The 25002-nt window shown below is 46.9% G+C and carries 17 protein-coding genes and 1 riboswitch; of the genes, 6 read left to right on the forward strand and 11 right to left on the reverse strand.

Annotated features, from left to right (window positions below):
• Positions 1-191: 191 nt before the first annotated feature.
• From IEY67_RS03320 to IEY67_RS03330, 3 genes are read right to left on the reverse strand one after another with little or no spacing between them, the layout of a single operon-like run.
• On the reverse strand, positions 192-3326 hold the full coding sequence (locus IEY67_RS03320) for an efflux RND transporter permease subunit (protein WP_122376057.1): 3135 nt from the start codon (positions 3324-3326) through the stop codon (positions 192-194).
• 7 nt (positions 3327-3333) lie between these two features.
• The gene (locus tag IEY67_RS03325) at positions 3334-4449 is read right to left on the reverse strand and encodes an efflux RND transporter periplasmic adaptor subunit (protein ID WP_183669743.1); all 1116 of its coding nucleotides are present in this window, start codon (positions 4447-4449) and stop codon (positions 3334-3336) included.
• A gap of 59 nt (positions 4450-4508) precedes the next feature.
• Complete coding sequence (locus tag IEY67_RS03330; RefSeq protein WP_183669745.1) at positions 4509-5909, reverse strand: efflux transporter outer membrane subunit; 1401 nt, start codon at positions 5907-5909, stop codon at positions 4509-4511.
• Between the two features lie 905 nt (positions 5910-6814).
• Between IEY67_RS03330 and bamJ the strand changes: the two genes are divergently transcribed.
• On the forward strand, positions 6815-7222 hold the full coding sequence (gene bamJ, locus IEY67_RS03335) for a BamJ family beta-barrel-assembly machinery protein (RefSeq protein ID WP_122376060.1): 408 nt from the start codon (positions 6815-6817) through the stop codon (positions 7220-7222).
• Here bamJ and IEY67_RS03340 read toward each other — a convergent pair.
• From IEY67_RS03340 to IEY67_RS03350, 3 genes are all read right to left on the reverse strand, one after another.
• Entirely contained in the window at positions 7219-8118 is a 900-nt protein-coding gene (locus IEY67_RS03340; RefSeq protein WP_183669747.1) for an MBL fold metallo-hydrolase, read from the reverse strand. The genes bamJ and IEY67_RS03340 overlap by 4 nt on opposite strands.
• A gap of 91 nt (positions 8119-8209) precedes the next feature.
• Positions 8210-10495 carry an NADP-dependent malic enzyme gene (locus tag IEY67_RS03345; protein WP_122376062.1) on the reverse strand — a complete coding sequence of 762 codons (2286 nt, stop codon included), beginning with the start codon at positions 10493-10495 and terminating at the stop codon, positions 8210-8212.
• Between the two features lie 212 nt (positions 10496-10707).
• Positions 10708-12375: a formate--tetrahydrofolate ligase gene (locus IEY67_RS03350; RefSeq protein WP_183669749.1), complete on the reverse strand. Its 1668-nt coding sequence runs from the start codon at positions 12373-12375 to the stop codon at positions 10708-10710.
• Positions 12376-12767: 392 nt separating this feature from the next.
• On the opposite strand from IEY67_RS03350, the gene IEY67_RS03355 reads away from it, so the two are divergent.
• Positions 12768-13220, forward strand: coding sequence for a hypothetical protein (locus IEY67_RS03355; protein ID WP_183669751.1), 453 nt, complete (start codon positions 12768-12770; stop codon positions 13218-13220).
• An 88-nt stretch (positions 13221-13308) separates the two neighbouring features.
• Here the strand turns inward: IEY67_RS03355 and cobI are convergent, their stop codons facing one another.
• Entirely contained in the window at positions 13309-14007 is a 699-nt protein-coding gene (gene cobI / locus IEY67_RS03360; RefSeq protein WP_183669753.1) for a precorrin-2 C(20)-methyltransferase, read from the reverse strand.
• A gap of 67 nt (positions 14008-14074) precedes the next feature.
• Positions 14075-14278, forward strand: a riboswitch (cobalamin riboswitch).
• Between the two features lie 48 nt (positions 14279-14326).
• Between cobI and IEY67_RS03365 the strand changes: the two genes are divergently transcribed.
• The 4 genes from IEY67_RS03365 (at position 14327) to IEY67_RS03380 (ending at position 18315) form a co-directional block, all read left to right on the forward strand.
• Positions 14327-15487, forward strand: coding sequence for an ABC transporter substrate-binding protein (locus tag IEY67_RS03365; protein ID WP_183669755.1), 1161 nt, complete (start codon positions 14327-14329; stop codon positions 15485-15487).
• Between the two features lie 9 nt (positions 15488-15496).
• On the forward strand, positions 15497-16534 hold the full coding sequence (locus IEY67_RS03370; RefSeq protein WP_183669757.1) for an iron chelate uptake ABC transporter family permease subunit: 1038 nt from the start codon (positions 15497-15499) through the stop codon (positions 16532-16534).
• A gap of 2 nt (positions 16535-16536) precedes the next feature.
• Positions 16537-17535, forward strand: a complete 999-nt coding sequence (locus IEY67_RS03375; RefSeq protein WP_122352850.1) for an ABC transporter ATP-binding protein — start codon at positions 16537-16539, stop codon at positions 17533-17535.
• Positions 17536-17637: 102 nt separating this feature from the next.
• Positions 17638-18315: a hypothetical protein gene (locus IEY67_RS03380; RefSeq protein WP_183669759.1), complete on the forward strand. Its 678-nt coding sequence runs from the start codon at positions 17638-17640 to the stop codon at positions 18313-18315.
• A gap of 11 nt (positions 18316-18326) precedes the next feature.
• On the opposite strand, the gene cbiD is transcribed toward IEY67_RS03380, so the two are convergent.
• From cbiD to cobJ, 4 genes are read right to left on the reverse strand one after another with little or no spacing between them, the layout of a single operon-like run.
• The gene (cbiD, locus tag IEY67_RS03385; RefSeq protein ID WP_183669761.1) at positions 18327-20174 is read right to left on the reverse strand and encodes a cobalt-precorrin-5B (C(1))-methyltransferase CbiD; all 1848 of its coding nucleotides are present in this window, start codon (positions 20172-20174) and stop codon (positions 18327-18329) included.
• Positions 20175-20192: 18 nt separating this feature from the next.
• The gene (cobM, locus tag IEY67_RS03390) at positions 20193-22037 is read right to left on the reverse strand and encodes a precorrin-4 C(11)-methyltransferase (protein WP_122376069.1); all 1845 of its coding nucleotides are present in this window, start codon (positions 22035-22037) and stop codon (positions 20193-20195) included.
• Positions 22038-22044: 7 nt separating this feature from the next.
• Positions 22045-23253: a precorrin-6y C5,15-methyltransferase (decarboxylating) subunit CbiE gene (cbiE, locus tag IEY67_RS03395; RefSeq protein ID WP_183669763.1), complete on the reverse strand. Its 1209-nt coding sequence runs from the start codon at positions 23251-23253 to the stop codon at positions 22045-22047.
• Positions 23250-24662, reverse strand: a complete 1413-nt coding sequence (gene cobJ / locus IEY67_RS03400) for a precorrin-3B C(17)-methyltransferase (protein WP_183670011.1) — start codon at positions 24660-24662, stop codon at positions 23250-23252. Before cobJ ends, cbiE begins: the two co-directional genes overlap by 4 nt.
• Positions 24663-25002 lie beyond the last annotated feature (340 nt).

Raw genomic sequence — 25002 nt, forward strand, 5'->3', positions numbered from 1 at the left:
TAAACAGAAATCAAATAGGTAATTTTGATAGGTATATAGGAGCTATTTATTAATAGTTTGTATTAGGGGACGCAGATGACGCAGAAAACGCAGAGTAAACGCAGATAAATTATTGTTTAAAAGAAAATAAAAAGTCTGCGAGCGTCTGCGCTTTCTGCGTCATCTGCATCCCCTAATACGATCTGAAAGGTTCACTTCTTTCCCCCGGAGCTGTCGGGTGACGATTTATCCAGCCACTTTTCCTGAATGGTTTGCATCCATTCGTAAAAGCTAGGGATGAAAGCGGTAGCGAAGATCGTATTGATCGCCATACCGAATACAACGGCTGCACCCAATGAGACACGGCTGGCGGCTCCGGCTCCGGTAGCGAACAGCAACGGCATAACGCCCAACACGAAAGCGAACGAAGTCATCAGGATCGGGCGCAGGCGGACGTGTCCGGCTTCAAGAGCCGATTCGCGGATGGAATTACCTGCGGCACGGTAGTCGCGGGCAAACTCGACGATCAGGATACCGTTCTTTGCGGAGAGGGCTATCAGCAGGATAATACCGATCTGAGTATAGACGCTGACAGGTACACCCATGATGAAGCAACCCAGAATAGCACCCAACAATGCGATAGGCAATCCCAGAATGGCTGCCAGCGGGCTTGTCCAGCTTTCGTATTGTGCCGAAAGTACGAGGAAGGCAACCAGTAATGCCATACCGAAGATTAGGATCGTAGTCGATCCGGCTTTTGTTTCCTGATAGGCGACGGAGGTCCATTCGTAACCGAAATTATCACCCAGTTGTTCCTGTATCAGTTCTTCCATGGCCTGTATGGCTTCTCCGGAACTGTATTTCGGATTAGCGATACAGGTGATGGAGGCGGAGGAATACATATTATACAGGTTGATCTGGTCCAGTCCCAATTGTTGTACGGCTTCTGTAAAGGCGGAGAAAGGAACCATTTTACCTGCGCTGTTCTCCAGGCTTAACCGCATAACGTCGTCGATCACTTTCTGAGCTTGTCCGCTGGCTTCGATCTTCACCTGGTAGATGCGTCCGAACTCGACAAAGTCATTTACATAGGCAGCTCCCATGTAATAACTTAATGTCGAGAAGACATCGCTCAATTGTAATCCCAGCAACTGTACTTTATCGCGGTCTATGTTCAGTCGGTATTGTGGCACATTGGCCTGATACATACTGGATAAACTCAGGAGCTGAGGCTTGGTATGATAGGTTTCCAGCAATGTTTCGATGGCATGCTGCATTTCGGTCGGTCCCAGGTTCTTGCGGTCTTCCAGTTGCAGTTGCAGGCCGCCGGAAGCACCCAGGCCAGGGATGGCAGGAGGGACCAGGGCAAATATCTGCGCTTCCTGGATACCGTAGGCTTCCCGGTTGAAGCGGGTGACGACATCTTGTGCCGTATGACCTTTCCCTTTCCGTTCATTCCAGTTTTTCAGTACGACAAAATAGGTTCCGGCATTTGATAATTCGCCGCCTCCCATCACGGAGAAACCGCTGATGCCCATATAGGTTTTGACTTCCGGATAACTGTCGAGTATCTTGTTGATCTTCCGGCTTACTTCCTGAGTACGGGGCAGACTGGCTGCCGGAGGCAACTGGGTTGAAACCAGGAAATAGCCGTCATCTTCTTCCGGAATGAAAGTCGATGGCCAGCGCATGAACAGAATGGCTGCTGCGGCTGAGACGATCAGGAAGATGACCAGTGTGACGATCTGATGTTTCAGCATGCGATCAACCACATCATCGTAAACCTTTTGTGTTTTGTCATATACTTTATTGAATGCTTTGAATACGAAAAAGGTCGGATCTTTGGTGACTTGCAGGAACAAGGCACAGAGAGCCGGCGTCAACGTCAGTGAGTTGATACCGCTCAATACGGTTGCGGCTGCGATGGTCAGGGCGAATTGTTTGTAAAGCTGCCCGGAGATACCGCCAATAAAGGTCGTCGGGATGAATACGGCCAATAAGACCAGCACGACGCCGACGATCGGTCCGACAATCTCGCCCATCGCTTTGGTCACCGCTTCGCGTGCCGTATATTTCCCCGTGTCCATATATCGCGACGAGTTCTCGACGACCACGATCGCATCATCCACCACAATGGCAATAGCCAGTATCAACCCGAACAATGTCAAGGTGTTTACCGAGAATCCCAGCGCTCCCATTACAGCCAGTGTTCCTATCAATGAAACAGGGATGGTGAGGCAAGGAATGATTACTGCCCGGAAGTTTTGGAGGAACAGGAAGATAACCAGGACGACCAATGCAGTTGTCTCCAGGAAGGTTACTAATACTTCGTCGATGGAGGCGTTTATGACTTCCGTCGTGTCGAGTGTTACATTATACTCAACACCTTGCGGCAGGGTAGCGGCTATTTCTTCCATTTTCGCCCGTACGGCTTTGGATACTTCCAGCGAGTTGGAACCCGGTAACTGGTAGATGGCAATCGCTGCCGCCTGTTGCCCTTTTAGCTGGGAGGTCACATTGTAAGAGGAACTGCCCAGCTCAGTACGGGCGATATCTTTCAGGCGGAGTATTTTGCCGCCTTGTTCAGTCCGTATGATGATATTTCCGAACTCTTCCGGAGTGGTCAGGCGACCTTTTACAGTAAGGGTATATTGGTAAGGATTGTTTGCCTGCGCGATCGGTTGCCCGACATAACCGGCGGATACCTGCCTGTTCTGCGTAGATATGGCCTGAAAGACCATATCGGGCGTCAGGTTACGGATACGCATGACTTCGGGATCGAGCCAGATACGCATACTGTAACTACCGGCTCCCATGACATTCACGGAACCGACTCCCGGCAGGCGGGCCAGCTGGTCGGTCAGATTCAGGCTGGCATAATTGCTCAGATAAAGCCCGTCATAGAGGGGATCTTTAGAGGTCAGTGAAAGCATCATCACAATGTTTGACGATTGTTTGCGAGTCGTGATACCCTGTACGATCACGGCTTCCGGAAGGCTGCTTTGCGCGATACTGACACGGTTCTGTACCATGACGGTCGCCATGTCGATATCCGTACCGACTGCGAATGTGATGGTCAGTGAATAGGCACCAGAGCTGGAGGAATTGGAACTCATATAGAGCATTCCGTCCACACCGTTCACCTGTTGTTCGATCGGTAATCCGACGGTCTGTGAGACCGTTTGTGCATCCGCCCCCGGATAAACGGCCGAGACCTGTACGGTAGGTGGCGTGATATCCGGATATTGGGCGATGGGTAATACGTTGAGTGTGACTAATCCCGCTACCACAATGATCAGGGCAAGAACGGTGGCAAAGATCGGTCTGTTTATAAAGAATTTTACCATGACGTTCTTATTTTATGGGGGTAATACTCATTCCGTCCCTTACTTTCAATAAAGCGGTGGTGACGTAACGTTCGTTCGGTTCGATCCCGCTGATGACCTGCCGAAGCGTGTCGTCTACCAGTTGTCCCGGCTCTATATGGCGGTATCGTACGATATTGGAATCATTGACGATATAAAGGTATTTTCCCAGCTGGTCGGTACCGATGGAGGCATCGCGCACCAGGACGGCGTCTTTCTTTTCGCTGTAAGGGAGGGTGATGGTGACGTATAATCCGCTTTTCAGTTCCCCGTCCTTGTTATCGAGATTGGCGCGGACATTCAGTGTCCCGGTCGAGAGGTCTACATTGGGAGAAAGGTAATCCAGTCGGCCTGTGTAGTTCTGACGTCCGTTTTCTCCCAGGTGTACGGAGATTGTTTCGGGCAATTTCACGGTGGAGTCGTTTTGGGCAGCCGTGATCATCATCTTCATAAACTGGTTGTCCTCGATGTTGAAGTTTACATACATCAGGTCGTCTTTATATAAAGTAGCCAGCGTGACGGGTTGAACCGAACCATTGATGTAGTTGCCTATATCGTAGTTAGCGCGTGTGATCCGTCCGTCGAACGGAGCGCGGATATAGCAATAGCTCAGATTGGTTCGGGCGGTGTTCAACCCGGCTTCCGCATTGCGTACGGAGGCTTCCATTTCGGCTACGGTCGATTGAGCCTGCAAGACCTGGATCTGGCTGACAGCTCCGCTTTTAGCCGCTTCTTTCATCCGCTCATAATTGCTTCGGGCATAATCGAGTTGCGCTTTGGAGGTTTTGAGTGCCGCTTCTGCCTGTACTACATTATCTTTATAGGTATCGGGTTCGATCACGAAGATCAGATCGCCTTTCCGGACTTTGCTGCCTGCTACCAGGTGCGAGGTCTGAAGATATCCGTTTACCCGGGCAACCAGGTTTACCATTAACTCGGAGCTCAGATAACCGGGATAATCTTTTGTCAGCGTAATATCCTTGACTTCCGGTGTTGTTACACTGATGGAAGGAGCCGGGGCCTCCGTCGGTTGCTTTTTCCCTTTGCACGATGCCATCAGGAGGGATGACAGGGCGATCAGGGTGATTTTAATTGTCGTATTCATATTTGCGTTTTTTAGTTTTATTGGTCGTCTCTTTCTCTCGACTTCGTGAGATAAAGAAGTTATTCCTGGTTCCAGCCGCCGCCCAGTGCCTGATAGAGCTGGATCAGATGAAGAAGTGAACTGCCTTTAGCCTGTGTCAGCTGATTTTCGTAGGTGAGTAACGAGCGTTGGGCATCCAGCACGTTCTGGAATGGGGTCAGTCCCTGTTTGTACAGGTCGAGCGACAGATCGAGTGTCTGCTTACCCTGATTGACCACCTCGCGGAGAGCGACGATCTGTTTGATCGAATTTTTATACGAACTCATCGCATTATCGACTTCCTGTACGGAAGAGAGGACGGTTTCATTGAACTGCTTGATCGTCTCGTCCAGTTGGGCTTTTGCCAGGCGCGTTGCCTGTGCCAATTTACCTCCCTGAAAGAAATTCCATGAGATAGCCGGTGCGATTTCATACGTCAGACTGTTATGATTGGCTATTTTATCGATGTCGTGCGAAGCGAATCCGATGGAACCTTTGACGAATACCTGTGGCCACCAATCGGATTTTGACGCTCCCAGTGTGGCAGCCTGCGCATTCACCTGGCGCTCGGCGGAGCGGATATCCGGACGGCGAAGCAGGAGATTTGCCGGAAAGCCTATTCCGACTGTTTCGATGTAGTTTGGCAGCGGACGCGGGGTGTCGATCAATCCTTTGACGTTCTGCGGATAAAGTCCCATCAATACCGCCAATGCGTTTGTATACTGGATGATACCTGCTTCCAGCATGGGCAGTGAGGCTTTGGTGCTGTAATAGACGGACTGGGCCTGTGCTACGTCTAGTTTTGAAACCAATCCTGTCTCATATCTTTTCTGTGTAATCTCGACGACCGCCTGTTGGGAGAGGCAGTTTTGTGTGACTACATCGACTTCCTGTTGCAGTTCACGCAAATTGATATAGGCAGATGCGACCTGGGCGCAAAGAGACACCATTACTGCATTATATTCCTCTTTGGAGGCTGCAAAGTTTTCTTTCTGGGCCTTTACACGATTGCGGATACTGCCGAATACGTCTATTTCCCAGCTCATCGAAAGCGAAGCATCGGCGTATTGGGTAATTGTCTGCGGCAGGCTACTGGTGTTGCCACTGCTCTGCTGCCTGGTCCATCCGGCCGAAAGTCCCAGTGTAGGTGAGTAACTGCCCTGCTGTATGCGTAGGTTGGCTTTTGCCATGGCAATACGGTCGGCGGCCATCTGCACAGAATAGTTCTGCTTCACGGCTACATCGATCAGGGAATCCAATACCGGATCATCAAAATTCTTCCACCAGTTGTCTTCTACGGGTAAGGTCTGTTGGAAACTACTGTCATTCTCCTGCCACGCCTCCGGTAATGCGTGATCGAGGTACTTATGCTTTGTCTGTGCCATTAGCGTTATCGGCAGAAAAAGACAAAGTACAGTATAACACCATGTACTTATGTGCATAACTTTTTTGTTTAGATTCTACACATAAACATAAAAAAGTCATGCTTGGTTTAATAAAGGACTAATTTTCACGAGATAATAAGGAGGGGTGGGGAGTACCTTGCTTTAAATAGAGCAATCGAACCAAAATAAATTATTTCGGTTCTTATCAGATAATCGATAACCTCACAAAAGTAAGTACAATTGAAAAGTGACTACCGGATAGGAGCAGATAGGGATGGTTAGTGCTGAATAAAGACAGTTATTCTTTATTGGAAAAAGCGCTGACAACCGCTGTCGAAACATAGGTGTTTTAACGACAAAACATATATGATTTGCAAACGAAACATATATGTTTTGGAAAATGATTTACTTTGTAATAGAGCGTTAGAGAACGGTTTGACTTCTACTGAAAAAAAATGAAAAAATACCCTATTATAAATTCTATATTAAAGATACTTCTATCTATATTTAAAGAGAGACCGGTCCATGTGTATAAGGTATGTTTTATAACTTGTTTCGGTCTATTGAAATTCAATAGATATGGCGTATAAGGTATGTATAACTCAGCGTATAACTTAATTTCTTTAATTGTACGATATAGAATTAGTATCAAAACTCTTGGTCCTACAATCTGATTATGCCTGGTTGGAGTTCTGAAAATTTTGATTCAGAAATTATCAAAATTGAATGTAGTGTCGTTGGTAGGGGCGGGGTCTGCCCGCCCTTCTCCATCGGTTGTTATATTATTGTCGCAAAGGGCGGGTAACCCCCGCCCCTACAAAACCTGTCATTTGGGTTCAATATTTTCTATTATTGCAACATTGGCTCAAATCTTTCTAATTTAGAGCGATTGCCTTGTTATGCAAAATGAAGTTTAGGCTCGTTTTAAAGAATGACTTATCTTTGTCGTTAAAAAGGAAAAAATGGCAAAGAACAGGAAAGAAGAATATAAAGAACAGAATCTGCTGTTTCTGGAAGAAATTGCTTTGCAGGAAGGTGTAAAGAAACTGGCAGGGGGGATATTATATAAAGTAACGGAGCCGGGCAGCGGGACTATTTCTCCCCGTCCGGATGACGTTGTTTCCGTGCATTACCGGGGAACTCTGATCGATGGGCGTGAATTTGATAATTCATACGAACGTAACTGTCCGGAGGCTTTCCGGCTGAATCAGGTAATAGAAGGATGGCAGATAGCACTTCAACAGATGCATGTAGGGGATAAATGGGTCGTTTATATACCATATACCTCCGGCTATGGAAACCGGGCTTCCGGTCCGATACCGGCATTTTCTACCTTGATCTTTGAAGTGGAGTTGCTGGGAATTGCTTAGTCTGCCTGAAAAACAACCTCGAGTCCATCGTAGGCGGCACGTAAAGGTGCAGGAAGGTGAGCATCCAATTCGGCTTGTGTTCCATGTAAGGTACGTGCAAGATGAGTGAGGTAGACAGGTTGTCCAATGGACGGTGTGTAACGTTTTGTGGCCGTTAAGACACGTACGATCTGTTCGATCTGTACCACACTGGTGTGCGTAAAAAGGCGGTAGTCACTGTCATGTCCCATTCCTATTGTCGCTTCCATGATCAAGGCGGTGATAGGAGTTCCCTTCTGATGTGCGTCGATCCCGATCAAACGGGTTGCCGTCGCTGTGAGCCCGGATGTGTCTGTAGCGTAAAGTATACGCGTTCTTTGTTTTTCAATCAGATAAATGAGAGCCTGTTCAAAGAGATGGTCCGTTGCGTGATTGCCCGGAAGCGGAGTAAAAGTCAAATCGCCTATCGTGATTTGCTGTCCGATGTAAATAGGAGTGATCACAGGAAGATCCAGATGCAACTCTTTAGCGGCTTTTTCAAATTCATCTTTTGCTATGTCGTACCAGGTCTGACTTAAGTAGACTTGTTTGATACCAAGTTTAAGAGCCGCAGAAGGGTTGTAGTGGTCGCCGTGCGAATGTGTGTAGAAGATGATTTCCGGATGGCAATCGGCAGGTAGCATATCTTTGTCGGTCGGCGTGAAATCAATGAGAATATGTCCGTCCACAAGGATACTCGTTAAGCGGCGTAGTTCCCCGCGTTCGTCCCGTCCGTCCCAGTCGGCAGCACCTGTCCCTAAAAAGCGGACAGTGATACGTTCGTCTGTTTTTCCCATAAAAAGGTTTGCTTTGATACTGTCGGGAGTTCCTGCCAGTAGAGTCGATGCTGTCAATCCTACAAATGTTCTTCTATCCATGGCTTTTTATGTATAGGAAGTGTATCTAAAGTTCTTTTACGGAACTTCGGATACACTCCTTTGTTTGAGGTTATTTTTCTGATATCGGATTTTATTCTCCCTTTTCGATCTGTTCCTGTACGATGGCGTCTACGACAGCAACTGTTGTCAGGTTGACGATGTCGCGGGTAGAGCTTTCTACGTCGGTGAAGTGGATCGGTTTGTTCAATCCCATCTGGATCGGGCCGATCGTTTCGGTGATACCCAGTGCATCCAGTAACTTATAGGCACTGTTGGCAGAACTTAAATTAGGAAATACTAAAACGTTGACATCTTTTCCTTTCAGCTTGTTGAACGGATACATCTCGTCGCGTAGTTTCTTGTCGAGAGCGAAGTTTACCTGCATTTCTCCGTCGATCATGATCTCCGGATGGTTCTTGTGCAGATAATCGATGGCATCATGTACTTTCTGCGGGCTGCCTTGCTTGTCGGAACCGAAGTTTGAATAAGACAACATAGCCATTACCGGATCGTGTGCAAAGAATTTCACGGCGTCGTGTGTAAGACGGGCGATGTCGATCAGCACTTCTGTGGACGGATGGCGGTTGATCAATGTATCGGAGATGAAGAAAGTACCTTTCTTGCAAGTCATAATGTTCATGGCTCCGAAATGTTTGTATGAAGGACGGATGCCGATAATTTCTTCAGCCAGTTTCGTTACTTCCGAATAGCGGCTGTAAACACCGGTAACGAATGCATCTGCGTCGCCTGTCGCTACCATCATCATACCGAATGCGTTACGGCCGACCATCTTTTCGCGTGCTTCAGAGAAAGTAACACCTTCGCGTGCTCTCTTTTCAGACAGGATACGGGCATAACGGTCGCGGCGTTCTTCTTCACGGTCGTGACGCAGGTTGACGATCTCGATACCTTCCAGGCTCAGGTTTTCTTCTTCTGCAATCTTAGCCAGACGTTCTTCGTTGCCCAGCAGGATCGGGTAACAGATTCCTTCTGCTTTTGCTTCTACAGCAGCTTTCAGCATGTTGACGTGGTTTGCTTCGGCAAATACCACTCGTTTCGGATTGGCTTTTGCCATGTCGGTGAAGGAACGAAGCATCTTGTTATCGTAGCCCATCATTTCACGCAGGTGGTTGGCATAACCTTCCCAATCGGTGATGGTCTTTCGTGAAACGCCCGATTCGATAGCCGCTTTGGCTACAGCAACGGATACACGTGTCAGCAGGCGGGGGTCGAGTGCTTTCGGCAGGATATAATCACGTCCGAAAGTCGTACGTTTTAGTTTGTAAGCTGCATTGACAACATCCGGAACCGGTTCTTTTGCCAGTTCGGCGATCGCATGAACGGCTGCCAGTTTCATCTCTTCGTTGATCGCTTTGGCGTGTGTATCCAGTGCACCGCGGAAGATATAGGGGAATCCCAGTACATTATTGATCTGGTTCGGATAGTCCGAACGTCCGGTTGCAAAGATGATGTCTTCACGTGAAGCCATTGCATCTGCATAAGAGATTTCCGGATTCGGGTTTGCCAGTGCAAATACGATCGGGTTCTCGTTCATGCTGCGAACCATGTCTTGTGTCAGAACATTGGCAACGGATAATCCCAGGAATACGTCTGTGCCGACAACGGCCTCTTCCAATGTTTTGATATCTCTTGTCGTAGCGAACTCTTTTTTCGATTCGTTCAGGTCTGTACGGTGAGTGGAGATAACTCCTTTACTATCGCACATGATGATGTTTTCCTTGCGGGCTCCCAGCATCACATATAGTTTTGTACAGGAGATAGAAGCTGCACCGGCGCCATTGACAACGATCTTTACGTCTTCGATTTTCTTGCCGGTTATTTCCAGTGCATTGATCAGGCCGGCACCGGAGATGATCGCCGTACCATGCTGGTCGTCGTGCATAACCGGAATATCCAGTTCCGCCTTCAGGCGTTGTTCGATCTTGAAGCATTCGGGAGCTTTGATATCTTCCAGGTTGATGCCACCGAAAGTAGGGGCGATCGCTTTTACGGTTTCGATGAATTTATCAGGGTCTTTTTCGTCCACTTCAATGTCGAACACATCGATACCGGCGAATATCTTGAACAGAAGCCCTTTTCCTTCCATGACCGGCTTACCGGCAAGTGCACCTATGTTACCCAATCCCAGAACGGCTGTTCCGTTGGAGATGACAGCTACCAGGTTTCCCTTAGATGTATATTTATAAGCATCGAGCGGATTTTTCTCTATTTCCAGGCATGGTTCTGCCACTCCGGGCGAATATGCCAGCGACAGATCGGTCTGTGTACTATAGGGTTTTGTTGGAATGACTTCGATCTTTCCGGGTTTGCCTTCGGAATGATACCGAAGTGCTTCCTCTTTTGTTACTTTTGCCATAGACTTATGATATTAGTAGATTCAGTACATGTTTTGAAATCGCCCACAAAAGTAACAAATTATTAGATATATAGTACTGAACGCTTACAATTAGTTGGGAATAATTTCATATTTGAAAGGATGGTTAGTTTGATGTATTTGATGAACAAGGATATAAAAAGAAAGGAACTCCGACGAAGCTCCTTTCTTTCCATATAATAATGATCTTTATATTAACTCAAACCTTCGACCAGTCCGTTGACGATATCGATCCGTTTTGCCTGCGGGTCTTTCGGAAGTCCCGGCATACGCATGATCTCACCCATAACGACCACGATCATTTCGGCACCATTGTTGATGATGATATCACGAACCTTCAGTTCGAAGTTTTTCGCAACGCCGTATGCTTTCGGGTCGGAAGAGAATGAATATTGCGTCTTGGCGATACAGATCGGATAATGAGAGATACCCAGGCTTTCGATCTGCTTGATCTTTTTATCAGCCAGTGTCGTATAGGTGACAGAAGCGGCTCCGTAAATATCTTCGGATACTTTTTTGATCTTATCGCGTACAGTGTCTGTATCTTCGTAGACGAGTTTCAGAGGACCCGACGGCTTGTTTTCAATTGTGTCTACTACCAGTTTAGCCAGTTCCACGCCACCGTCTCCACCTTCTGCGAATACGCTGTTCATAGCGAAACCGACACCCAGTTCTTTACAATGCTCGGCAACCAGAGCGATTTCTTCGTCCGTATCGGTTGCGTAACGATTGAAAGTAACGATCACTTCCTGGCCGAAACGTTTCATATTGGCTACGTGTTTGTCGAGGTTGGCAAAACCGTTGCGCAGACCTTCGATGTTTTGTTCCTTAATCTGTGCTTCAGGAACACCGCCGTGCAGTTTCAAACTCTGTGCGGTAGCCACGATAACGGTCAGTTTCGGTTTCAATCCGGCTTTGCGGCATTTGATATCGAAGAATTTTTCCGCTCCCAGGTCGGCGCCGAATCCGGCTTCTGTGATGACATAGTCGCCGTATGTAAGTGCCATTTTCGTGGCGATGATCGAGTTGCAACCGTGGGCGATGTTGGCGAATGGGCCGCCGTGTACGAATGCCGGTGTGTTTTCGGTTGTCTGTACCAGATTGGGTAGGAGAGCGTCTTTCAGCAATACAGTGATCGCTCCGGCAACACCCAGGTCGTTGACCGTGAATGGCTGGTCGTCGTTCGTATATCCCAGCAGGATATTGCCGATGCGGCGTTTCAGGTCTTCCAGGTCGGTTGCCAGGCAAAGGATAGCCATCATCTCGGAAGCCGGTGTGATGTCGAATCCGGTTTCGGTCGGGACACCGTTGGCCGAACCACCCAGGCCGGATACGATATTACGCAGGCTGCGGTCGTTCACGTCGAGTACACGTTTCCATTTGATTTCTTTCAAACCTTCGCAGGAATGGCGTGTCTGGTAGATATAATTGTCCAGCAGGGCTGTAATCATATTGTGAGCGGATGTAACGGCGTGGAAGTCGCCTGTGAAATGCAAGTTGATATTTTCCATCGGCAATACCTGCGCGTATCCGCCTCCGGCTGCTCCACCTTTCATACCGAAACATGGCCCCAGCGAGGGTTCACGTAAAGCGGCAACTGCTTTCTTACCGATCTTGTTCAGTCCCAGAGCCAGGCCGATAGATACGGTTGTTTTACCGATACCTGCTTTGGTTGGCGTAATAGCTGTTACCAGGATCAGGTTATGTTCTTTGATTTTCTCTTCATCGATCAGGTGAAGGGGCACTTTGGCGATATACCGACCATAGTTTTGTACTTCTTCGCGCGGAATACCCAAACCTGTGGCTACTTCCTTTATTTTACGAAGGGAGACTTCTCTTGCAATTTCTATATCCGATTTCATGTGCTTATGTAAGTTTAAGAGGCAACAAAAGTATATTATTTTTAATTAAATAACAAAATGATAGTATGAAAGGTTTTAAAGCCGGATAACTCCATGTTATTGGTGTTATATTGATAAAAGTTACTAAAAGAAGGGTGGCGATGACTGTTTGGTAAGTAAAGTGGGCGTTTTTCGATTTATTTGTAATCTTCAGTTGGCAATATCAATGCATTTGGATAGGTTTTGTCTTAAAGTATTTTAAAATATGGATAAAGGGTTGTGGTGTATGATAATTTGCCTAATTTTGCGCTGTCACAATATCAAAATGAAACTAACAGCAAGTTTATAGTGATAAAAAGAAAGTATATAACAGTTTTAAAAACTTCGGTTTATGTAATTAAGGAGATTTGATTATGGTAACAATGAGATTTAGTTTGGCGGGTGTAGCCTCAAGAGAAGCAGAAACAGGATCATGGATAAGAACAATTGTTGATTGTCTGGGAATCCGTATGTTTTCAAAGATTGATCCTTCGGTAAGTACGAGTAGTGTCGGTTGGGATACGACCAAGCAAAAGGAAATCCAGGATCTTCATCACTATGCCGTCCGCAACTTGATCCCCAAGGCCGGAGTCTATCAGATGGAATTACTGGAATCGCTGGCACAGTCTGCTTCTATTTATTCGCCGGAAGAGGTGGAATCTCTTTATAATGAGACGAGTAAGAAGATAGAAGAGATCAGCAGCCATATTTCAGGTGTATTGGTAAGTGCACGTGAGTTATGCAAGTCGGGTCATCAGAACTGGGAGTCTGTTCAGTCACTTCGTTATCATGTAAACCGCCTGCGTGGCATCGTAGAATCTGCATAGTTTTTGCAAAACAATAATCGGAGCAGATAGTATCCGTACATATCCCTTTCATTTCCGGAAGCGTTCAGTCTCCGGAATATGAAGGGGATTATTGTATAATCATCAGTGAGAAATAGGGGTATATCTTGTCTGTTATGATCTTTTTATCAGATGTATAATATTCTTTTTCTGTCCCCACGTTTTCAAAGTAATGGAATTGTGTTTGCGGATGCTTGCGGATACATTCGTGTACGGCTTCCACGCATTGTGAAAGTTTCATGATAACGATTACATATCCCGCGTTTATCTTTTCACTCAATTCGTCGGCAGAAGGCGTACCAGGGATGACGGCGATCTGTTCTTCCTGCTTAACGATATGTAAGCCTGCCAGCGCTCCGGCAGCAATGAAGGCCGGTATTCCGGCAATGCGCTGAACAGCGATTCCCGCAGCTGTAAATTTGTCGTATATATATTGTATGGAAGAATAAAAACCGGCATCGCCTTCGGCTACGATAACGATCTGTTTTCCTTCTGCATAATTACTTTCAGCTTCGTTGTACAGGGCATCGTAGGCTTTCCAGGCTTCCGTGCGGTCTTTACTCATCGGAAGCATGAAACACCGGATGGCTGTTTCGCTTATCTCCAGGGCGCGTACGATATCGGCGGCTCGCGAGATGCTTTCGCCTTGCCTGTTGCGGGTGGCGGGACAGTAGATGATATCTGCTTTCTGGAGTTGGCGGAGACCTTTCACCGTGATAAGTTCCGGTTCGCCGGGACCTAATGATACAAAACTGATCGGGTAAGTCATTTTATTCTTGTTCTTTTATTTGGGATGCAAATGTGCTGAAAATAGTGTAAAGTTGCAAACTTCTTATTACTTTTGCGCTCGAAGTCGGTTCTGTAAAACTCCTGTTCATGGAGACAGATTAAAAGGGAACCGGGTGAGAATCCCGGACAGTCCACGCTGCTGTGAAGCTTTATAAACATCCTGATAATACCTTTTGCCACTGGTCTTTGCGATCGGGAAGGCATTCGGGATGGAAGTAAGTCAGAAGACCTGCCATTTTTTGCATAACGATTGTCCTCGTGGGTTTGGACGGTTTGTGTCGGATAAAAACAAATAGAATATGAATAAGTATTTAGTCGGTGGCTGCCTGTTAGCGTTAATGGCTACATCATGCGCATCGAAAGGAAATCAGCAGGAAAAAGAGAATGCATCGTCGCAACAAACGATTACGACGGATAGGATGGTTCAGATCACACCTAAATATGCCGAAGGTTTTCAGTTGACCTATGCCGATGGTTATGTCCTGATGGATATACATGACCCTCAGAATGAAGAAAGCACGCATTTCCTGTATGCGTTGGTTCCCCGTGGGACAAAGCCGGAAGGTATTCCTGCCGATTATACGGTGATCGAAACACCTGTGCGTAGTGCCATTTGTATGACCTCCCTGCAACTCTCCAATTTCATTAAGTTGGGAGCGGAGGATAAGGTGGTAGGTATCACGAGTACGCGCCATCTGTTTAATAAGACTATCAATAATCAGCTGAAGGAAGGAAAGACGGCGAAGATCGGGATCGAAGGTAATTTCGATAATGAGGTGATTATGAGTATCAATCCCGACCTAATCCTGATCTCTCCCTTTAAGCGTGGCGGATACGAGACGATGAAAGATATCGGTATCCCTCTGATTCCTCATCTGGGGTATAAAGAAATGACGCCGCTGGGCCAGGCTGAATGGATTAAGTTTGTCGGCCTGTTACTCGGGATAGAGCAGGAAGCCAATGAGAAATTCTCTGCTATAGAGAACCGCTACAACGAACTGAAAGAACTGACTGCCGAAGGTAAAGTGCAGAAACGTCCTATCGTGTTCAGTGGCGAAATACATGGTGGCAACTGGTATGCGGTAGGAGGAAAGAGCTTCCTTGCACAACTTTTCAAAGATGCCGGTGCTGATTACTTTTTGAAAGACGACGATCGTTCCGGCGGTGTGACGCTCGACTTCGAGACGGTTTATAACCAGGCAGATGAAGCCGATTACTGGCGTATCGTAAACAGCTATCCGGGAACATATACTTATAAATCACTGAAAGATCAGGATCCCCGTTATGCAGACTTCCGTGCTTTCAAAGAAAAAGGAGTAATCTACTGTAATATGCGGGAGAAACCTTTTTACGAAAGCATGCCGACCGAGCCGGAAGTTGTATTGGGCGATTTATTGCATATCTTCCACCCGAATCTACTGCCGGACCATACGCCTGTCTATTATGATTTACTTAAATAAATAGGGACGATGAAGTATTCTAACACTATCCTGATGCTTTTGATCCTTGTCTCGATCGTCGTGTTGCTGTTTTTGAATTTGGTGTTGGGCTCTGTTTCGATTCCTTTCCATTCAGTTTGGAATATCATCTGCGGCAATGGAGATGAACCGGTCACCTGGCAGAATATTATCTGGAAATCACGCTTTCCGCAGGCCTTGACGGCATTAGTAGCCGGAGCCGGATTAGCGATCAGCGGACTTCAGATGCAAACCGTATTCCGTAACCCTTTAGCGGGACCTTCTGTGTTGGGTATCAGTTCCGGTGCAAGTATGGGAGTCGCCTTCGTTGTCTTGCTGAGCGGAAGCCTGGGAGGCGTGGCGTTGAGTAAGCTGGGTTTTATGGGAGAGATTGCCTTATCCATTGCAGCCATAGTCGGTTCCTTGTCTGTCATGGCACTGATTGTTTATGTCTCGCAGAAGGTAAAAGGGAATGTGACGCTATTGATTATCGGAGTGATGATCGGCTATGTGGCAAATGCCGTAATCGGTGTATTGAAATTCTTTAGTGTGGAAGAAGATATCCGTGCTTATGTAATCTGGGGGTTGGGAAGTTTCTCACGTGTCTCCGGTAATCAGATGATGCTTTTCGTGGCGATTATGGCTATCCTGATCCCTCTTTCGTTTCTATTGATAAAGACATTGAACCTGATGCTTCTCGGCGACGGGTATGCCCGTAACCTGGGACTGAATATCAAACGGGCACGCTTGCTCGTTATCACCTCTGCCGGTGTATTGACTGCTATCGTGACCGCTTATTGTGGTCCGATCGTCTTCCTGGGACTTGCTGTTCCTCATCTTTGCCGTGCCATTTTCCAGACATCCGATCATCGCATACTGATGCCCGGTGTCTTATTTGTGGGGGCATCCCTGGCATTGGCTTGTAACCTGATTGCACGTATGCCGGGATTCGAGGGAGCTTTGCCGGTCAACTCGGTAACCGCATTGGTCGGTGCCCCGGTCGTTGCTTCCGTATTATTCCGCAGACGTAAAAACGAACTGAACGAATGAGTATGAAAGAGGCAACTATTCAGATAAACGATCTCTCTATCGGCTATCATTCCAAGAATGATACAAAGCTGGTAGCTAGCCATATAACGACAACAATATATAGTGGTGAATTAACCTGCCTATTGGGTGCTAACGGCGTCGGGAAGTCTACTTTATTACGTACCTTGTCCGCTTTCCAGCCTCGTATATCCGGCGAAATAGCACTACTGTCCCGTGATATACAGGACTATAGTGACAAGGAGCTTAGCACAATAGTGGGAGTGGTGCTGACAGATAAGTGTGAGATACGTAACATGACTGTCCGGGAACTGATCGGGATGGGACGCAGTCCGTACACCGGTTTTTGGGGACGGCTGGGGAAAGAAGACAAGCAGATCGTAGAAGAATCTATCTCCTTGGTCCGTATCGAAAACCTTGCTTCACGCATGGTGCACACCCTTTCCGACGGCGAGCGGCAGAAGGTCATGATCGCCAAAGCGCTGGCGCAGGAAACACCTGTTATCTTTCTCGATGAACCGACGGCTTTTCTCGATTTTCCCAGCAAAGTTGAGATCATGCAACTATTACATAGTCTTACCCGTTCCACCAATAAAACGATTTTCCTTTCCACTCATGATCTCGAACTGGCCCTTCAGATAGCCGATAAAATTTGGCTGATGGATAGGGAGAAAGGGATCAGTACCGGTACGCCTGAAGACCTGGCATTGAGCGGTTATCTGAGCGGCTTTTTTGCCCGTAAAGGGATTATCTTCGATATGGAGACCGGACTGTTCCGCATCGACAATCAATATGATAAGAAGATCCGCCTTGTCGGTGGCGGCCAGAAATATGCGATGGTGCGTAAGGCTCTTTTACGGAACGGCATCTATGCCGACTCTGAAATAGAATCGGAAAATTGGATCGATGCCGGTGATACTGCGACATCTACCATCACTCTTTGTTTTTCAGGCAGGCAAAGGAAAGAGGTTGCTTCCATCGAGGAGTTATTGTTATCTCTGTAATCTGTCAACTGTCACTTGTCAACTGTCAACTGAAATATGTTAACAGGATAAACTTTTTTCATTTCGTTTGTTATATAGAGGTAATTTAAAACATTAAACGTCATGAAAAAGTATTTCTTGTTTGCCTTTCTGGCCTCTGCATGGGCATTTACTTCCTGCGATAACGATGACGCTCCCGATATCGATGCGGATGTTCCCTTCTATCAGAATCTGGGTGTCGCTTACGACGTCACTAATAATACGACGCGTGTCGGAGCCAATTTCAATAAGTTGGATAGTGCCGGGATCAATATCAGGCTGAATGGTCCGGCTTCCATTACAATCAATGGTGAGACACCTGACTTCGATAATGTGGGTACTTATTTTTATACTGATTCATTCTCAGGATTGGATGATATGACTTTTGTCTTTACGCGTGCGAAAGATAGTGTCTATACGAATGTGGCTTCCATAAACGACGTGAAACCGATCGCTATTCCCGAATCTTTTACTTCTGCCAAAGCAACAGGAACGACTGTGCTTACCTGGGAAGGAGATCCGGTAGGAGAGAATGAACTGGTAGAGGTGCATGTAACTTACAGTGGAGGATCATACAGTGTATTTAACCGTACCGAAGGCAGTAAATCCATCAATATCAGTTTCAGTAATTCTTCTTTGCCCGCTAAAGGAACCTTGTCGCTCAGCCGTGCAAAAACTCATCCTTTGCAAGAGAGTAACGGAAATGCCGGGGGGCAGCTGAATGTGTCCTATATTCAAAGTAAGGAGATCTCGTTGGAATAAGGAAATGTATCCTATTTCCAAATCTCTCCTTCTTCTGTGATCAGGAGTATCAGTAACTTCCCTTGAGGGAGAAGTGGGGTGCAATGATCGTAACATTTTTTTAATAAAAGAGAGAAGAAGCGTGTTTGTTCTTCCGGAGGGAATAACTGCCAGAGTTCACGTGCCAGCGTGATCGTTTCGATCTGTTGGATGGAGGTGTCCGGGCAACCGGCCTCGCTGGCAGTTTCTTTCAGGAAGGTTTTGTTCATAACAACCTTCTTGCTGTGCGTGTCGAGGAATCCTTCAGCAAGTTTGACAGCTTTTCCGATCATGATTCCCATGACTACCTGAGGAAAGTTTAGTGTGGAGGCGATCTTTAAGGTTTCACCGATGAAATTTCCGTAATGGACAAATGCCTGCGGGGGAAGTTCGGGATATCGCGTTTTCAGGTAGCGTTCGCTTTTGGCACCTGAGTTTATGACTAATGTGGTACAACCGATTGCTTTGGCGACCTCTGACTCTTTACGGATAGATGCGATAAAGGCATCGGTAGAGAACGGACGTACAATGCCGGATGTTCCGATAATGGAGATACCGCCGACAATTCCCAGCTTCGGGTTAAATGTCTTGGCTGCTAACTCTTCACCTCCGGGGACGGAGATAGTGACCGTCAGTGCGCATGTTCCTGTTTCTGCCGGATTGTTATGATTGGAAATGGATTCCTTGTGCTCTTTCAGGACAGCAGCCAACTCTTCCGTTATCATCTTCCGGGGTGTCGCGTTGATTGCCGGGCCACCGATTTCAAGGCCTAATCCGGGCAATGTAACTGTCCCGACTCCCGGACCCGCGATAAAACGGATAGGAACAACAGACGGTTCTTCCGAAAAAGCAACTCTTGCAACGATCTTAGAGCCATTCGTTACATCCGGATCGTCTCCTGCATCTTTAATGACCGAACAAGTGGCACTGTCACCGTCCCATACGGTATCTGCAACAGGTAAAGTAATCATCTCACCCGAAGGTAAAGTGATGGAGGATTCTGTCTGTATCTTTTTACTGAGTAATGCGATCAATGCTGCTTTGGCAGCAGCTGTGGCACAGGCGCCGGTCGTATAACCATGATGCAAAGGATAGAATTCCGGGAGCAACCGCTCTATTTGTTTGCGTAATCCGTTCTCTCCGTAGACGATATAAAATGTTTCGGGAAGTACCGGACGCTTAACGACAAATACAGGGATGGAACGTTTACGGGCGGCAGCTACTTTTTCTATGAAATAACCGGTTTGCCCGCTTTCTTTTGTAATGATAGCGTCCGGCTGCAACCGATCCATCATCTCGCCGGCATCGTCTTCATTCTGATAGAAAAGTAAATGGTCTATAGGAAATCCCTGTCCGGTGGCAATTGTGAGCGATTCTTCCCGTTTCAGGATACGGAACCAGGCAGGGTACTTTTCCCACCAAGGCCGGAGAGGAGCGATTGTGTTGACTCCGGTCAATGCCAGTAAGCGATGTATACCCTGTTCTTCCAATTTACGGATCGCATCAGTGTAATTGTCGCACCAGATCAGATCTGTGTCACGTGGCGGATAACGCCGTTCGTAGCGGATAACCGGTATTTGGAGGGAAGAAGATACCTTTGCCACAGTCTGGTGTAGTGCCGTGGCAAAAGGATGGGCGGCATCGATCAGCAACCGGATGCCGTTTTCGCGGCAGAATGTTTCCATACTTGCCGTATCCATGCCTCCGGTCAGTCGGATGCCGTGCGCACATTCTATTTCCTGAAGCGATCCTTTGGTGGAATAGTAATAAGGTCCGCTTCCTTCATCAGCTATGCGCACACTGGCACGGCCTTCTGTTGTTCCTCCTAATATCAGTATCATCGTTCTTGCTGAAATGAATTATTTGCGGAACAAATGTTTGAACTCATCGGCATACAGTCGTGATAAACCTTCCCGGTTGTCGATCGCATCACCGACAACTAATAACGTTGTTAATGTCAGATGATTATCTTTGACGATCTTAGCCAGGTCTTTCAATTCGCCCCGGTAGATACGCTCATCTTTCCAGGTCAGTTTGTAGCAGGCGGCAACCGGTGTGGTAGGAGCGTAGTGTTGGAGAAGTTCTTCCTGAACCTTGTCTGCAATCCCTGCGCTCAGGTAAATACACATCGTACTCTGGCTGGCAGCCAGTTTGTGTAACTGTTCTTTTTCGGGCATCGGCGTACGGCCTTCACCACGGGTAAGAATAATGGTCTGTACTTTTTCCGGAATGGTGAACTGCGACTGTAAAGCGGCAGCAGCTGCCTGGAAGGAAGATATTCCCGGGGTGATATGATAACTCATATTATATTGATCGAAGAAAGCCATCTGTTCCTGTATAGCTCCGTAGATACAAGGATCGCCGGTATGCAGGCGGACGATGAATTTGCCTTTGTCGTAGAACTCTTTCATCAGAAGGAATTGTTCTTCCAGATTCATATCTGCCGAACTGCGTACGGTAGCTCCCGGTTTGGCACAAAAAGTGAGTTCTTTCGGGACCAGACTGCCTGCATATAAGATCAGGTCCGCTTTCTCAAGCATCCGGCGGCCACGGATAGAGATCAGTTCCGGATCACCGGGACCGGCACCGACTATCTCGATATGGCCCTGCCGCTGAACGGATTTATCCATTGCCACGGCAAATGTATAATCGTTGTGTTCTCCCAGTCGTCCTTTCTGTTTTTCCAGCAACAAAAGGCCGCCTCCGGCACTTTGTATAGCGGCAGCTTCTGCAACACTCGACGATTGGGTCACCTCTTTCACTTTGGCAGATGGGTTGGGTACAGATAATTTATCCAATGTATCTGCCGGATATGTTTTGAAAGGACGATTCATAATGCCATATGACAATAGAGCAAGTATCACTTCGTCCTTTTTCAAGTCGATGGAAGAGATATCGGCAAGCGACTCAGGGCAGAGATTGTTATCGATCAGTGTCGAGATAATATGCTGGTGCATTTCCTTCGGATCGCCATTAAGCCCCTTCCGGCAACCGATACCTAGATGTAGCACTTTCGGGAAATAAGAGATCATCTTGATCTCGGCTTCATATATGAACGGCCCGACTGTGATCACCAACTCGAACTGGTCGAGCGGAATGTCGGAGAATTTATTGAATATTTGGACGTGTTCGGGACGGCTTTGTTCGAGATACTCTGTGCCTTTATCGCGGATGTTCAGTAAGAGGGCTGTCGGCCTTTTATTGACGAATGCGGCAATACATGCGTTCATCGCATTCTCATTGTCTGTCAGATCATCGGCCACAACCGACCAATCGAATTTCTCCGCCAGCGTATCGAGAGCCCATAGTCCGGTATTATCGCTTTGGGTGGTAACAATGGCATTTCCTCCCAGTATTTGTGCCAGTTCTATGCTCAGTTCGTTTGCTCCGCCGATATGGCCGGATAAAACCGGAATAATGTATTTACCGGTACTATCGATGCAAATCACAGCGGGATCGGTGTGTTTATCCATCACATAAGGTGCGATACAACGTACACAGATACCCATTGCCCCGATAAAGATAATAGCATCCGATTGGAGGAACAGATCTCCAACAATGGAATCGATGGATTTCATCACCACTGTCTCTTCCTGCGATTCTTTGCTATATATCACCGCATTAGGATATTGCTTTTTTATTTGTCGTGCCAAAGGCAGGCTACTGACCGATACTACGACAATTGCTATAGATTTCTTATTCATCGTTTTTTTATTTTGCTTCTTTGAATGCCTTTAATATGGTGATCGGATTATAATCGCTCACACGTATATCCAACGGATCGTCCAATTTCAGTCCGGTTTCGTGGACTGCCTCTATAAACATTTTTTCGCTATCTTCGGATACAGAGTTGAAGACCAGTAAGCCGTCGGGTGCCAGATAACGGGCTACTTTGTGCACGATCTCTTTCAGTTTGCCGCCATGTCCTCCGATAAATACTGCATCGGGTGCGGGCAGGTCGGAGACATCTTCTTCCATAAAGTCACAGATATGTACATCGATACCCGGGGCTCCCAGCTTGGAACTGTTTTCCTCGATCAGTCTCCAGCATTCTTTGCGTATTTCAAATGCGTGGATATGCAGATGAGGATACTGGCGTTTGGCTTCGATGGATACGGAACCCGTACAGAAGCCGATATCCCAGAAATGATTACACATGGGGAGCATCAACATACTCATATCCAGTATTCGGATAGGCGCTTTTGTAATCATCCGTTCCCTTCCGTCGAGCAATTCGAACATTTTGTCGGGAATGCCCAACGGGCGATAGGTGATATCGTTGTACATGCGCTGGAGGATCACGCAGTTCGGACTATCGAAAGGATGTTCCTCTGCTTCAGACAAGATAAGCGAACGTGAGATACGTTGCTTTTCCGGGTTACCCAAATGTTCGCCGATATACATTTTATATTGTGTGAAGCCGTATTTCAGTAAACGTTTGGCAATCGCAGCCGGGGTATGTACATGATCGGTCAGGATGCCTATCTTGGCTCTGTTTTCTATCAATGCACGGTCCAGTTCATGCCAGGGGCGTCCGGTGAGGGAAACCATGATCATGTCGTCGTAGGATATTTTTAGCTCGTGTGAAAGCATCTGCAGTGAATTGAACGAGGGCAGGAGTGTAATCTCTGCGTCCGGCATCCGTTTGAGGATCGTCGAAGCGAATCCATAGAATAAAGGATCGCCCGAAGCAAATACAACGATCTTCTGGTGATATTCGTATTCGTCGAAAACTTTGTCGAGCGGTACTTTTATATCGATCCATACAGCTCCCTCAGGCAGGAAAGGCATAAGGATTTCGTGATGCCGCTTACCTCCCGAAAAGTAGGTATTACCGTTGATGATATCTACTATCTTTTTGTTCTTGCTGATATAACTGGGGTCATCGGGGATGCCGATAACGATAAATTGAGTTCTCATACGTCTCTTCCTGGTTTTAAATTAATAGCATCATTGTAACAAAGTATAGAATTTACCAGTGTTGCGGCCAGGTTACTTCCGCCTTTCCGTCCTTCCACGATCAGTTTGGGAATAGAGGTAAACGGTTTTACCATATGTTTGGATTCCTGTACATGGACAAAGCCGACAGGTGCTGCGATAATTCCGGCAGGGGTTGCTTTTCCTTTGCGTATCAGATCGCATAGCTCCATCAAAGCAGTCGGTGCGTTACCGAAGACGAATAATGCATCCGGATGTTCGCCGACAGCTATCCTGATTCCGGCTTGTGTACGGGTAATTCCTTTCTCAGTAGCGAGAGCAACGGTCTTTTCGTCCTGCAGATAACATTTCACTTCGAGTCCCATGCGTTGCAAGGCTCCTTTGCGGATGCCGGATGCTGCCATTGTTACATCGGTTATAATGGTGCGGACTGCACCGCTGTTCAGCCTGTCGTATAGCGAAGCTACCGCATTATCGTCGATCCGCAATATGTTCTCCATATCGAAATCGGCTGTCGTATGGATGGCATGCAGTAACGCCCATTTCTTATCTAACGGAATATCTCTATTCTTCAGTTCTTTCTCGATGGTACGGAAGCTGCGGATCATGATATCCTGTCCGATCCCGGTTTCAGCTTTACCCATTTTGATTTCGCCGTAATAACCGCGCGGAGTGATCATCTTGTTGTCGAACCGGTAAGTTTGTGAATTACCGATAAGGATAACAGTGAACATATCCACCTGTTCAGGATCGAAATCAGCCAAAGTCGTGATCGTAACTTCCTGTTCTTCGCGTCCTGCCTGGCGAACGAAGCCGACGGGTGTCTGTGGGTCGCGTTCCTGCAGGAAAAGTTCGATCAGACGGTAAAGTTGCCAGTAGCGTCCTTCGCTTTTGGGATTGTAGATAGCTGTGATAAAGTCGGCCATTGCAGCCGCTTTGATCCGTTTCTCTATCAGTTCCCAGGGGGTCATCAGGTCGGAGAGAGAGAGCACACAGAAATCGTGTCCTACCGGAGCACCAAGCAGAGAGGCTGCTTTCTGGAATGCGCTGATACCAGGAAGAACCTCGATAGGGATGTTGCTCCCTTTTTCCCGTTGCATCTCGTAAATGAGCGGTGCCATTCCGTAAATACCGGCATCACCGGAACTGATAACCGTTACAACTTTGCCTTCGGCTGCATAATTATATGCTTCCTCAGCACGCGTTTTTTCCCGTTTCATCCCCGAGTCGATGCAGATTGCTCCGGGATGGATTATTTTCTCGATGAAGCGGAAATAATACTTATATCCTACGATTACATCTGATTGTCGGATAGCAGACAGTACTGCGGGTGTTATATCTGATTCACTGCCAGGGCCTATCCCGGCTACGATTATTTTACCTGTACCCATTTTAGCTTTGAGTTGTTGATTCTGATACTTTATATGATTAATCATACAGACACAAAGATAATCTATTTATTCTTATTTTCGGGCAGATTTGGTATTTCTATTATTACAACCGGAAGTTCAGCTCTCCATACTCTGTTCTTTTTGTGTTCAGAAAAGCGTTTTAAAGCCTTGCGTTTGAGGTGGAGATATTGTAGCCAGGAAATTACCCGTATCAATACAACAAGTAAAATCACCCCCGACAAAATATAACTGACTAAAGGAGTTGACATCTTCTCCTCAATAAGACAATTATCCCAACCCTTAATCTGGGATAATAACACATACATTTTGGTCATCATAA

The sequence above is a fragment of the Parabacteroides faecis genome (assembly GCF_014647375.1).
GTDB classification, from domain to species: Bacteria; Bacteroidota; Bacteroidia; order Bacteroidales; family Tannerellaceae; genus Parabacteroides; species Parabacteroides faecis.